The sequence below is a fragment of the Winogradskyella sp. genome, from assembly GCF_028289625.1.
Classification (GTDB): Bacteria; Bacteroidota; Bacteroidia; order Flavobacteriales; family Flavobacteriaceae; genus Winogradskyella.
Window position 1 is genome coordinate 1 of record NZ_JANQOM010000025.1, and the last position, 12674, is coordinate 12674.

At 36.3% G+C, this 12674-nt stretch carries 12 protein-coding genes and 1 tRNA gene; 4 read left to right on the forward strand and 9 right to left on the reverse strand.

What is annotated here, in order from left to right:
- The 8 genes from Q0992_RS05270 to Q0992_RS05305 all read right to left on the reverse strand — a co-directional run.
- Window positions 1-2144 (reverse strand): M16 family metallopeptidase (locus tag Q0992_RS05270; protein WP_299521296.1); only part of this gene is annotated, 2144 nt, incomplete at its 3' end.
- Between the two features lie 155 nt (window positions 2145-2299).
- Window positions 2300-3223 carry an alpha/beta hydrolase gene (locus tag Q0992_RS05275; protein WP_299521297.1) on the reverse strand — a complete coding sequence of 308 codons (924 nt, stop codon included), beginning with the start codon at window positions 3221-3223 and terminating at the stop codon, window positions 2300-2302.
- A gap of 2 nt (window positions 3224-3225) precedes the next feature.
- Window positions 3226-5346: a methylmalonyl-CoA mutase gene (gene scpA / locus Q0992_RS05280; protein ID WP_299521298.1), complete on the reverse strand. Its 2121-nt coding sequence runs from the start codon at window positions 5344-5346 to the stop codon at window positions 3226-3228.
- Between the two features lie 51 nt (window positions 5347-5397).
- Entirely contained in the window at window positions 5398-6786 is a 1389-nt protein-coding gene (locus Q0992_RS05285) for a methylmalonyl-CoA mutase subunit beta (protein ID WP_299521299.1), read from the reverse strand.
- Window positions 6779-7105, reverse strand: a complete 327-nt coding sequence (locus Q0992_RS05290; RefSeq protein ID WP_299521300.1) for a septum formation initiator family protein — start codon at window positions 7103-7105, stop codon at window positions 6779-6781. Before Q0992_RS05290 ends, Q0992_RS05285 begins: the two co-directional genes overlap by 8 nt.
- The gene (udk, locus tag Q0992_RS05295; RefSeq protein WP_299521301.1) at window positions 7105-7710 is read right to left on the reverse strand and encodes a uridine kinase; all 606 of its coding nucleotides are present in this window, start codon (window positions 7708-7710) and stop codon (window positions 7105-7107) included. Before udk ends, Q0992_RS05290 begins: the two co-directional genes overlap by 1 nt.
- A gap of 46 nt (window positions 7711-7756) precedes the next feature.
- The gene (locus tag Q0992_RS05300; protein WP_299521302.1) at window positions 7757-8212 is read right to left on the reverse strand and encodes a cytochrome c; all 456 of its coding nucleotides are present in this window, start codon (window positions 8210-8212) and stop codon (window positions 7757-7759) included.
- On the reverse strand, window positions 8209-9309 hold the full coding sequence (locus Q0992_RS05305; RefSeq protein ID WP_299521303.1) for a PQQ-dependent sugar dehydrogenase: 1101 nt from the start codon (window positions 9307-9309) through the stop codon (window positions 8209-8211). Before Q0992_RS05305 ends, Q0992_RS05300 begins: the two co-directional genes overlap by 4 nt.
- 144 nt (window positions 9310-9453) lie before the next feature.
- Between Q0992_RS05305 and Q0992_RS05310 the strand changes: the two genes are divergently transcribed.
- A tRNA-Pro gene (locus Q0992_RS05310) sits at window positions 9454-9528 on the forward strand.
- Window positions 9529-9543: 15 nt separating this feature from the next.
- Here Q0992_RS05310 and Q0992_RS05315 read toward each other — a convergent pair.
- Window positions 9544-10392, reverse strand: a complete 849-nt coding sequence (locus Q0992_RS05315; protein WP_299521304.1) for an AraC family transcriptional regulator — start codon at window positions 10390-10392, stop codon at window positions 9544-9546.
- A 133-nt stretch (window positions 10393-10525) separates the two neighbouring features.
- Here Q0992_RS05315 and Q0992_RS05320 point away from each other — a divergent pair, with 133 nt between their 5' ends.
- The 3 genes from Q0992_RS05320 to Q0992_RS05330 all read left to right on the forward strand — a co-directional run.
- Complete coding sequence (locus Q0992_RS05320) at window positions 10526-11332, forward strand: phytanoyl-CoA dioxygenase family protein (RefSeq protein ID WP_299521305.1); 807 nt, start codon at window positions 10526-10528, stop codon at window positions 11330-11332.
- A gap of 309 nt (window positions 11333-11641) precedes the next feature.
- Window positions 11642-11779 carry a hypothetical protein gene (locus Q0992_RS16860; protein ID WP_367277945.1) on the forward strand — a complete coding sequence of 46 codons (138 nt, stop codon included), beginning with the start codon at window positions 11642-11644 and terminating at the stop codon, window positions 11777-11779.
- Window positions 11780-12241: 462 nt separating this feature from the next.
- Window positions 12242-12674 (forward strand): hypothetical protein (locus Q0992_RS05330; protein WP_299521307.1); only part of this gene is annotated, 433 nt, incomplete at its 3' end.

Below are 12674 nucleotides of genomic sequence, written 5' to 3' on the forward strand. Positions count from 1 at the left end.
TTGTACTTTTCGTATGCCAAATCATAATTAGCTTTGTCTAAAGCTTCTGCATCTGGAAAACCAGTATATCTAGGATTACCTTCATTTAAAAACTCACCTAAAGCAATTTGAAATGATATGTTTGGATTCGATAAAATATTCCCCAGAAAAGCTTTTTGTTTACTGATAAAGGACGCAAAAGCCTCAGGGTCTTTATCTAACTTGGTAAAATACAGGTGAATCATCTGAAACATCATTTCCATGTCCTTAGGAGACGCAGATCCACGTAAACCTTCGGAGTTGCCGCTAATGTATGGCCTTACCCGAACAATTTTACCAGAAGTCATTTTTGCCATTTCGTTCTTATCTATACCATCAATACCAGCTTCAAACAATCCGCCGTTTGCACTTGCCGTCTCTTTTAATTCTTCATCAGAGTATAAAGACGTACCACCGTAACTAAAGGCTTCAAACAGCACTTCATCATTTTTAAAATCGGTTTTTTTGTATGTTATTTTAGCGCCATTGCTCAGCGTCAATGTAGTGGTTTCGTTCATTTGCCCTTCATTATTAATTGTCTTGTCGGCAATACTTCCTTTAGCAGGCTTTACAGGCATTAATTCTTCTCTAACCGCTTCATCTTTATAGTCTTCGATGTCCGCTTTCTTAACAGACTCGAGTAAGTCTATGACTTGTTGTTCCGTAACTTTTGTGAGTCCTTCTTTCTTTGGCCCAGTTAGGATAACCAACCTATTGTCATCGTGCAAGAAATCTGAAATTAATCCATTGACTTCCTCTAGTGCTATATTTGGAAGTTCTGTTTGTGCATAATTATACGACCATTCTATACCAGGAATTGGGCTTTCGCGCAGGAAATTTTGAATATAGTTGTTTACTATTCTGCCAGATTCACGCTTATCTTTGTTTTTAAACTGACGTTCTAATCTAGCTAAATAATCTTTTTTAGCACGCTTTAATTCTGAGGCTTTAAAACCATAACGCTTCACACGTTCATTCTCTTCCAATAAGGTTTTTAGGGCTTCAAGTTGCCCAGTTTCATTAGTTTGCGCAAAAGATTGATACGCATCCTTGTTTCCAATAATACCACCCTTGAAAGAAAAACCGTAAATAAAAGGTGGGTTTGGCTTATTGCTATACTCAGCAAGTCTATTATTTATCATCTGGTCAAAAAGGCCTTCAACCATATTTTCTCTATAATCAGCAACTGTTTTAGTCTTTTTTGGATTGCCTTTATCCTTGTAATAAATCTGAACTTGGGAACCTGTTGCTTCTTCATCCCATTCTATAGCAACGAAAGTATTTTCGTGGTTTTCTGAGTAAAATTCTTCTCTTGGTTTTGGATTATCAGGATTTTTTAAACCGCTAAAGTTGTCCTTGATTTTCTTTTCAAGGGTTTCTACATCCAAGTCTCCTACAGCAATAACAGCCATCAAATTAGGTCTGTACCAATCCTTCATAAAACGTCTAAGGCTTTCATATTTAAAGGTTTCAATATTTTCTAGGGTTCCTATAGGTAAACGATCGGCATATTTGGATTTATAAGCTATTTTATCCAAGTATCTTGATTGCATTCTTGTTGATGCTCCTAGGCGTGTTCGGTATTCTTCTATGACCACACCTCTCTCATCATCAATATCCTTATCGGTCAATAAGGCGCCTCCAGCCCAATCTTGCAGAATCATGAAGCCTTTATCTAATTTTTCTGGATCATCACTAGGTATCGGAAGAATATAGACGGTTTGGTCAAAACCAGTATAAGCATTAAGGTCAGCCCCAAATTCTACACCAATACTTTGTAAATAATCTACTAACTCATTTTTTTTGAAATTAGTAGTGCCATTAAAATTCATGTGTTCCATAAAATGGGCTAATCCTACTTGGTCATCAGTTTCTAATATAGAGCCAGCTTTAATGGCTAACCGTAGTTCTACTTTGTCTTCTGGCTTTCCGTTGTTTTGGATGTAATAGGTGAGTCCGTTAGAAAGCTTGCCAATCTTAACTTCTGGTGTTATGGGTAGAGCGTCAGAGGGGACAGAGCCGGTGATCTGTTTCTCAGGGGCTTTAGTCTGTGCATTAGTAGTAAAGGCAACAAATAAAAAGCATACAATAAGTGCTTTGTAAACTTGTGAAAGTTTTGTCGTCATAGGTTGATGGTTTAAATGATTAATAGTATTTAATTAAAAAAAATTTTCCTAATTTACTTTTTTAAAGGGTTGTGAAAAAAGGAATAACAATATTTTAACTAAAATTTTAGTTGAATATTGTTTGCCACTATATGAATCTCTTTTTAAGTCACAAATTAATTTTTATTCAAAAACTCAATAACTCTTGAGAAGTATTTGTCACCACCCACTTCCCAAACATTTAGATGGGTTGCATTATTAATTTCTAGAAATGCTTTGTTTGCTGATTTTAGTTTTGAAAAATTTGCCTTACCATAAGAAACATCAATACGCTTATCCTTATTGCCATGTACGATTAGTATGGGCTGATCGATGTTTTCACAATATTTAATTGGGTGGGCATCATCAGCATCAAAATCCGCAATACGTGCAGCTCTATTTGCAAGATAATCTGAAAAGGGTTTGAAACTAAAACCAGCATGTAAATCAAAATAATCATTTACAATGGTTTTAAAATCTGTAAAAGTGCTTTCTATTATCCCAAATTTAATGCGCTGGTCAAACCCCATAGCTTGGAGGGCTACTGCTCCTCCAAGAGATTGGCCCCAAATACCTATATTTTCAAAATTCTCTTTTTCAATTAGATAATCAATTACACTTTTGATATCTTTTTTCTCAGCAACACCAAAAGTGCAAAATTGCCCTTCGCTTTCACCATGAGCTCTCAAATCGATAGCTACGGAATTATATCCGTTTTCGGATAAAAACGCACTTAATTCAAGGAAATGCGTTTTGCTAGAACGAATACCATGTAATAATATAATTGTGCTTTTTGGGGTTTTAGCGCTTGCATAAGTTAAATGAGCAGACAGTTTTATACCATCAAAAGAAGGGATAAATAGTTTTTTTCTTAGTATCTCTTGATTAGTTGTAGTAAAACCAACTTCGACAGGTTTGTTTCTTTTGATCAAACTAACGACTGGGTTTCTGATTTCGGTTATTAATCTGGGAACGAAGAAATGAATGAGTAATAACACAATGATTGATAAAACAACAATTGTGCGTTTAACTATTTTGAATCTTCGATTTTTTATGTTCACAATCAATCAATCAAAATATCCAAAATCTGAATCGCAGCATCACTGATTTTGGTACCTGGGCCAAAAACTGCTACCGCACCAGCATCGAATAAATATTGATAATCCTGTTTTGGAATCACTCCTCCAACTATGACCATAATATCATCTCTACCGTATGCTTTTAGTTCTTCAATGACTTGAGGTACTAAGGTTTTATGACCAGCAGCCAAAGAAGAGACACCCAAAATATGTACATCATTTTCTACAGCTTGTTTGGCCGCTTCTTTTGGTGTTTGGAATAAAGGCCCTATATCAACATCAAAGCCAACATCCGCATAACCTGTGGCTACCACTTTAGCACCTCTATCATGGCCGTCTTGTCCCATTTTGGCAATCATAATACGCGGACGACGACCATCTTGTTCTGCAAATAGGTCGGCTAAATCTCTAGCTTTCTTAAAGCTTTTATCGTCTTTTATTTCCTTGCTATACACTCCGCTAAATGATTTTATTTGTGCTTTATAGCGTCCAAACTCGGCTTCTAAGGCATCACTGATTTCTCCTAGAGTAGCACGTTTGCGCGCTGCGTCTACCGCTAAAGCTAGTAAATTTTGTTCACCTGTCTTTGCAGCTTCGGTTAATTTAGATAATGCGTCAGTAACGTCTTGGTTGTTTCTGGTTGACTTAATTTGATTTAAGCGTTCTATCTGCTGGTTACGCACCGTTTGGTTATCGACCTCCAAAATATGAAGTGGGTCTTCTTCTTTAAGTTGGTATTTATTAACACCGACAATAACATCTTGTCCGGAATCAATACGAGCTTGTTTACGAGCAGCTGCCTCTTCAATTCTCAATTTCGGGATACCTGCTTCAATGGCTTTAGTCATGCCACCGAGTTCTTCTACCTCTTCGATTAGCTTCCAAGCTTTTTGTGCGATTTCGTTAGTTAAGCTTTCCACATAATAACTGCCAGCCCATGGGTCTACAGTTTTGGTGATATGTGTTTCTTCTTGCAAATAGATTTGCGTATTACGTGCTATACGCGCTGAAAAATCCGTCGGAAGCGCAATAGCTTCATCTAGGGCATTAGTATGCAAACTCTGTGTGCCTCCAAAAGCAGCCGCTGCAGCTTCAATACAAGTTCTTGCAACATTGTTAAAAGGGTCTTGCTCGGTTAAACTCCAACCAGAGGTTTGTGAGTGTGTCCTTAGGGCCAAAGATTTAGGATTCTTAGGATTAAACTGTTTTACCAATTTTGCCCAAAGCATTCGCGCAGCACGCATTTTAGCAATCTCCATAAAGTGATTCATACCTATAGCCCAAAAGAAGGATAGTCGAGGTGCAAAGGTATCGATATCCATACCTGCGCCTAAGCCTTTTCTTATGTATTCTAAGCCATCCGCTAAGGTATATGCTAATTCAATATCGCAAGTGGCTCCTGCTTCTTGCATATGATAGCCTGAAATACTGATGCTATTGAATCTCGGCATGTTTTGACTTGTAAATTCAAAAATATCTGAGATAATTTTCATAGATGGAGTAGGTGGGTAAATGTAGGTGTTACGGACCATAAACTCCTTTAGAATGTCGTTTTGTATTGTTCCTGCCAATTGTTCGGGTTTTACACCTTGTTCTTCAGCTGCAACAATATAGAATGCCATAATAGGGAGTACAGCACCATTCATGGTCATGGACACTGACATTTTATCTAGAGGAATCTGGTCGAATAAGGTTTTCATATCCTCAACCGAGTCAATGGCCACACCTGCTTTACCGACATCCCCAACCACACGCTCATGGTCCGAATCATAGCCTCTATGTGTAGCCAAATCAAAGGCAACCGATAAGCCTTTTTGTCCAGCTGCTAAATTACGCCTGTAAAAGGCATTACTTTCTTCTGCCGTTGAAAAGCCTGCATATTGTCTTATGGTCCATGGTCTTCTTACATACATGGTTGAATAAGGACCACGAAGGTTTGGAGCAATTCCTGCTACAAAATCTAAATGCTCTAAGTTTTTAACGTCATCCTTAGAATAATCTGATTTTACGTCGATGTCTTCGGCAGTATGAAACATAGTATTTTTAGCCTTAGATTCTTTACTGGAAGAGTTTAGTTTTATGTGTTGAAGATTTTTTCTTATCATGTCGGTTATTTTTAAATAACGATTAACTATAGATTTTATCTATAATGCGTTTTATTCTTTATTTAATCTACTCATTTCCAATGCTTCAGACAGCCTTTTTTCAATAATAGGTTCTATAATCGTTTTACGCTTTTCGACCTTTAGAAAAGGACTGGTTTCTAAATCATTTTTCATTTTATCTGCAGGATTTGGGTGTTTGTTTGTACCGAGAAGCACCAATTTTTCCGCATCAAAATCTACTTGCTCTTTAGCAGCACTTTCTTTAATTTTTCGTTGGATAGTGCCTTCTTTTAACTGCTTTAAAAAACCTCCATTGGCTTCAATGTCCTTAAATAGAATCAAAGCTTTATCTGTAAGTTGCTGTGTTAAGCTTTCAATGTAATAGGCTCCATCTGTTGGGTTGTTTACCTTATCGAAATAACTTTCGTGCTTTAGCACCAAAAGTTGATTTCTGGCAATACGATCTCCAAATTCGTTGGGTTTGTGATATAAGCTATCATAAGGTAAATTGCTTATGGTATTTGTGCCTCCTAAAATGGCACTCATGCATTCGGTGGTGGTACGAAGCATATTAACGTTATAATCATAAATTGTTTTGTTGCGTTTGCTCGGAGTTGCAATGATTTTACAGTTGGTATTAATACCATATTCTGAAGCTAAGGAAGCCCACAATTGTCTTAAGGCTTTTACTTTTGCAATCTCAAAGAAGTAATTTGAGCCAACGGAGATATTAAAGGTAGATTGAAGAGATTGCTTTGCTTCACTCGCAATGATATTATCAAGGTAGTTTAAATATTCGTTAACATGTGCCAAACTATAGGCTAATTGTTGGATAATGTTGGCACCAGCATTTTGGTATAGACTTGAATCAACTGAGACCTGGTTGGTGTGTTTTACAACAGTTTCAAATTTTGAATGATCCTCTTCGAGGTTGTAATACCAGTTGCCTGTTTTGGCTAGGTTGCCTATAATATCCGTATGAAACGTGACATTGTTTTGAGATTTTTTGCTTAAGCTCGAAATGACATCTTGAATTTTACTTTGAAAATCAGTCGAAAGAAAATCGCACTTTATCTCAATGGATACTTGTTCTAAATCAATTTTCTGAAATAATTCTTCTACCGAAATGTCTTCAGATGAAATCTGGAATATAATGCTTTCGGCTCCTCTTTCAATGGCATCAATAGCTTTTGTATTGGCCTCTTTAACGTTGTCAACATCTATGGGTTGACCTATTTTCCATGCGGCTGTTTTGCTAACAGATACCTTTGGTAAGGTTTGAAGTTCATCGGAATGGTAAAATGGTTTAACATCGATGGCTTCATTGGTTTTCCAAATTAGGGTGTCATTATAGTCGGCTCCTTTTAAGTCGACTTGTATTTTTTGTTTCCAAGCTTTTGAAGATACGCCTTCAAATTCGCTAAATAATGAGTTACTCATCTTTCTTTTGTTTTGCTATGCTGTCTTCGTATTCTATAATATAGATATCCTCGTTAGGTTTTTTCATATAGTAATTTTCCCTTGCTGCGCGTTCGATACCTTCTTCGGTACTTAATTCCTTAATGGCCTTATCGTCCTTTTCCATTTCACTTTTGTAGTGTTCTTTTTGGTATTCTAGCTCTTTAATATCTGAATTCAATTCGTTGTGAAAAAGCAATGAATGTGCATCAAAAAATAACATCCAAATTGCAAAAACAATAAACACTAAAAGATAAATGTTCTTAAACGGTTTCAGATATTTATTGTCAAAAATTCCCATTATAAACGTTCGTTAATTATGGTTTTAACGATATCTACTGCTACAGTGTTGTATTTGTTATTCGGAATAATTATATCGGCATATTCTTTCATGGGTTCAATAAACTGTTCGTGCATTGGTTTTAGCGTGTTCTGATATCGTGTAAGTACTTCGTCAATGTCTCTTCCTCGTTCTGTGATGTCTCGTTTTAAACGACGGATTAAACGTTCATCCGAATCTGCATGAACAAATATTTTTATATCAAATAGTTCTCTTATTTCTGGATTGGTAAGGATTAATATTCCTTCTACAATCATGACCTTTCTGGGTTTTGTTTTAATGGTATCACCAGTGCGGTTATGCTTTACAAAGGAATATATAGGTTGGTCTATAGACTTTCCTTTTTTAAGCTGTTTAAGATGATTTACCAATAATTCAAAATCGATAGAACGTGGATGGTCAAAGTTTATATTCACACGTTCGTCATAGCTTAAATGTGATGTGTCCTTGTAATAGGAATCTTGGGAAATTACGCCAACTTCACCTTCGGGAAGTTCGTTAATGAGTTTGTTTACAACCGTAGTTTTTCCGCATCCAGTGCCTCCAGCAATTCCGATTATCAGCATTAGAAATATTGCATTTAATTAGATGTACAAAGTTAGCTATTTAGCACTAGTTTTTAATGACTTTTGTCACTTCTTCAACAGTAATTAATTTGCCATAATTATTTCCCCAACTGTTATTTATATAATTCATTACATCGGCAACTTCTTTGTCAGAAAGCCCTAAAGGAGTCATAATGCTATTATAAGTGATACCATTAACCACTATTTCGCCTTTCATTCCCTTTTTGATTCCAATTATACTTTTTTCCTGATTGTTTTTTAAGTAATCTGATTGTGCCAAAGGAGGAAATACTTTAGTTGCTCCTTTTCCATCAGCCATATGACAAGTAATGCACAAATCGTCATAGACCAGCTTACCTCTTTCCATACTGGCTTTTAAATCAGGATTATGAGATGAAAATGATGTTTTTTCGGGGTAATCAACTTTAGTTGTTGTTTTTTCTTTTGAGTTACAAGACACAATGACTAAAAATGCTAATGAGAACTTAAGTAATCGTATCATTTTCTAATAAGTTTTACAATTCCTAAATTTTCTATTCCGACATAAATGTAACCATCTGGTCCCTGTTCAACGCATCTTACTCTGCCTAGTTTGTCGAGTAAACGCTCTTCTTTTACCACTTTGTTGTTCTTTATAGTACACATGTCTAGGTACTGAAACTTTAGAGAACCAACTAACAAATTCCCATTCCAATCGCCATATTTATCGCTGTCAATAAAAGCCATACCACTTGGCGCGATGGAAGGGTCCCAATAGTGCAAAGGTTGTTCCATACCTTCTTTTTCGGTAATATCCGTAAATTTGGTTCCACTATAATTGACGCCATAGCTGATTACTGGCCAACCGTAGTTTTTTCCAGCTTTAATAATGTTAATTTCATCTCCACCTTTGGGACCATGCTCGTGAGTCCAAATATCTCCTGTTTTTGGATTAAGAATCATACCTTGTGGATTTCGATGTCCATAGGAGTAAATGGCTTTTTTGGCATTTGACTCATTAAAAAACGGATTGTCTTTGGGAATTGTCCCATCATCATTGATGCGATAAACCTTCCCGCAGTCTCTGGTGATATCCTGTGGGTTGACATCCCTATTTCCGCGATCTCCAATTGTGAAATATAAGTAACCTTCATTGTCAAAAACTAGGCGAGATCCGAAATGCTGTCCACGTCTGGAGTTTGGTTCAGCTTTGTATAATACTTGCCAATCTGTAAGCCTCGTATTATTAAACTTAGCTCTGGCAATAGTGGTATTACCTCCGTCACCATCTCCTTCAGAAGACGCATATGAGAAATAGACAAAACTATTTTCTTCAAAATTTGGATGAAGTACTACATCCATAAAGCCACCTTGACCTCTTACATATATATCTGGAAGTCCAGAAATTTTGATTTTCTTTTTGTTTTTAAAATGAATAAGCTCCCCAGCTTTCTCAGTAATTAGCATGGAGCCATCAGGGAGAAAGGTAAATCCCCAAGGGATATTTAGTTCAGAGACAATAATTTCATATTCGTTTTCTGTATTGGTGGGGTTTTTGTCCTGTGCACAGGACAGAAGACCAATTAGGATGAAGCAGATAATAGGAAGTTTCAATTTCATGTTTAAATCTAATAAAAAACTAGATTCTAAAGTTAGAAAAATGTTGTTGGTTTCTAAAGAAAAACTCTATATTTGCAATCCGAATTTTGAAAGGAAGTTAATCCTTTCGTTAAATTGTCCTCAAGACATTTTAAATTTTCAGTTCGGGGTGTAGCGTAGCCCGGTTATCGCGCCACGTTTGGGACGTGGAGGCCGCAGGTTCGAATCCTGCCACCCCGACTAAAAAGCTCAGTATCATAAACTGGGCTTTTTATTTTGTCTAAATTCTCTTGGACTAACGCCTTTCAATTTCTTAAACGTTCTATTAAAATGACTTAAAGTTTCAAAACCACAGGATAAAGCTATGGTCTGAATTGGCTCTGTTGTAGTAATTAAATCCTGGCAAGCACGTTCTATTCGGGCTAAATTTAAAAAGCTAATGAACGAATGTCCCGAATGTTTTTTAAACCACCTGCAAAATGATTGTGGCACCATATGTACAAAATTCGCCATGTCATTTACGGTGAGTTTTTCGTGCAAATGCTCCAAAATATAGCTGTTTACTTTTGAAAATTTTGATTCTGAAAATTTAAGCTTTTCATTTAAATTATAGCCCTCAGAAGTTAATAACTGTTTGTGTTCGTATTGCTCTAAATCAGCAAGTAGTTTCAGTAACAAGCTTAATTGTTCAATGGGCTGTAGTCCATCAAAAGCCAAAATAGACTTAGTTATTGTTTCCGAAGGATTCGCAAATTGAATACCACGTTTTGCTAAATCAAATAGGATTGCAAAAGCCTCACATTCCCTAAAGTTTGAAAATAAATCAGCCTCAAACTGAATCACGATAGCGCTTTGTTGTTCCTCATTATGAATAGAGCTCACCCAATGATGTGGTACGTTTTCACCAATAAGTACTAAATCAAAATCTGAAAAAGGAGCAATGGAATCGCCTACAAAACGTGTGCCTTTGCCTTTTGTAATTAAGGTTAATTCTAGTTCTGGGTGATAATGCCAAAAAGGCGTAAAGGTATCGACTTCAATATTGAAATACCGAAAAGAACTCGCGGATGCTTTTAAATCAATTTGCTCTAATTCTGGCTTCAAAACAATTTATTTAAACAAAAATTATCATAAAAATAATAATATAAGTTTAAATACGCATAGTTTTAGTTAAAATCGAAAAAGAGAGTCATAGAATCTACCTATAAATTTGTAACACAATCAAATCATAATATTCATGCAAACCACAACACTATTAGATCAAGATTATGTCTTAACAAAAGAACAAATTGAATTTTATCAAAAGCACCACTATATCAAACTTAAGAATGTGTTAGATGCTGAAACTTTGGCACACTTTAATGCGGTTATTTCAAAAAAGGTAAATGAACTCAATGAGGAGGATCAACCATTGGAAGAGCGTACAACCTATGGCAAAGCCTTTTTGCAATTATTCAATCTTTGGACTAAAGATGATGAAATTAAAGAATTGATTTTCAGTAAACGTATTGCAAAAATAGCTGCTGATTTAATGGAGGTTGATGGTGTGCGTTTGTACCATGATCAAGCCTTGTTTAAGGAAGCTGGTGGCGGCATTACGCCATGGCACGCCGACCAACATTACTGGCCATTGTCTACCGATAAAACTATTACAGCATGGATTCCATTGCAAGAAACACCACTAAAAATGGGACCTTTAGAATTTAGTGCTGGTAGCCACGAAATCATGGAGGGCAGAGAATTATCCATTGGAGACGATAGTGAAGCGCAGATTGAAAAACGTTTGAAAGTCACCGATTTTGAGCATGTCATTGAACCTTTTGATGCTGGTGAAATTAGTTTTCATTCGGGTTGGGTGTTTCATCGCGCAGGTGCAAATACCACTGATGAAATGCGAAAAGTGATGACCATAATATACATGGATAAAGACATGACCTTAAAAAAACCAACTAATTCTGGTCAAGAAAATGACTGGGAAACTTGGTGTCCAGGGGCAAAAATCGGGGAGGTTATCAATACACCAATCAATCCAGTATTGTATTAATGGAGTTGAAGTTTCTATATCCATATTGGGGCAGCGAAGATTTACAAGCAGTATCCTTTTTTGAATTTGTTGAAGCTAACGCTTTTGATGGTATTGAAATCAATATTCCTAAAAATGCTGTTTTTGAAACTGAGTTTTATGATACATTGAATCAGAAACGTAGAGAAAATCCTAATTTCATTTGTGTGCTTCAGCAAGTTATTGGTATTCAGAGCGAAACTCCAAAATCATCTCTTTCTAGCATCATAAAACGCTTGGAAGATTTGGTGCATTATCAGCCCAATTTTATCAATTCCCATACTGGAAGAGATTACTTTTCGTTTGATGACAATTGCAGAATTATTGAAGCTATTGAAAACTTTTCGGCACAAAAAGGCATACCTGTATATCACGAAATTCATCGTGGGCGTTTCACATTTCATTCAAGAACAACATTACAATACTTAGAAAAATTTCCCCAGTTAAAATTGGTAGGCGATTTATCGCACTGGTGTGTGGTTTCAGAAAGTCAACTTCAAAACCAAGATGATATTATATCTGCAGTAATTCCACATATACAACATTTGCATGCTCGTGTGGGTTTTGAGCAAGCACCACAGGTGAACAATCCATTCGCACCTGAATGGGAACCCTATTTACAAAAATTCACAAAGTGGTGGAAAGCTATTCTAACATGTCATGAAAACAAAGAACGGTTTACCATTACACCAGAATTTGGTCCATATCCATACATGCCACAACAGCCTTTTACAAAAGAGCCTTTGGCAGACCAAAATGAACTAAATTTAAAGATGAAGGATTACTTAAAAGCTATGTTACAATGAAACACCCATTATTAAATTTAAATCAAACAGTAGAAATGATAATAGGTGTTCCATGTGACCAATTTAAAACAATAAATATTAACACATGAAAAAATCAATCTGTGTCTTAATAGTATTTGCAATGCTTTCATGCAAAGAAGCGCAAAAAAACTCCCAAGGTGAAAACTTTAGCGATAATGTCAACAAGGTTGCCGCAAACATCATAGATGATAGTGATCAACTAGTATTTTTTGAAAATCCCGTCACACCTTTGCAACCTATGTTTGAACAATTTTCAACTGGCAGCGTAAAGCCAAAAGGTTGGATTTTAGAGATGATGATATCCGATCTTGAAACTGGTGTGGTTGGTGCTTTGGATGAATTATATCCAGGAATCGCCTCGGATGATTTATACAATACAGCGCGCCGAGGCGGCATGGAAGACATTCCAGAAATGGGTGATTTGGTGCTTACTGGTGCCGAATGGGAAAAGTCAATCATGTGGTGGAATGCAGAGACCATTGGCAACTGGTGGGATG

Bases quoted from the DNA above. Each gene is read 5' to 3' on its own strand.
- scpA (WP_299521298.1), bottom strand. From the start codon at position 5,346: ATGATAAGAAAAAATCTTCAACACATAAAACTAAACTCTTCCAGTAAA.
- Q0992_RS05285 (WP_299521299.1), bottom strand. From the start codon at position 6,786: ATGAGTAACTCATTATTTAGCGAATTTGAAGGCGTATCTTCAAAAGCT.
- Q0992_RS05290 (WP_299521300.1), bottom strand. From the start codon at position 7,105: ATGGGAATTTTTGACAATAAATATCTGAAACCGTTTAAGAACATTTAT.
- udk (WP_299521301.1), bottom strand. From the start codon at position 7,710: ATGCTGATAATCGGAATTGCTGGAGGCACTGGATGCGGAAAAACTACG.
- Q0992_RS05300 (WP_299521302.1), bottom strand. From the start codon at position 8,212: ATGATACGATTACTTAAGTTCTCATTAGCATTTTTAGTCATTGTGTCT.
- Q0992_RS05305 (WP_299521303.1), bottom strand. From the start codon at position 9,309: ATGAAATTGAAACTTCCTATTATCTGCTTCATCCTAATTGGTCTTCTG.
- Q0992_RS05320 (WP_299521305.1), top strand. From the start codon at position 10,526: ATGCAAACCACAACACTATTAGATCAAGATTATGTCTTAACAAAAGAA.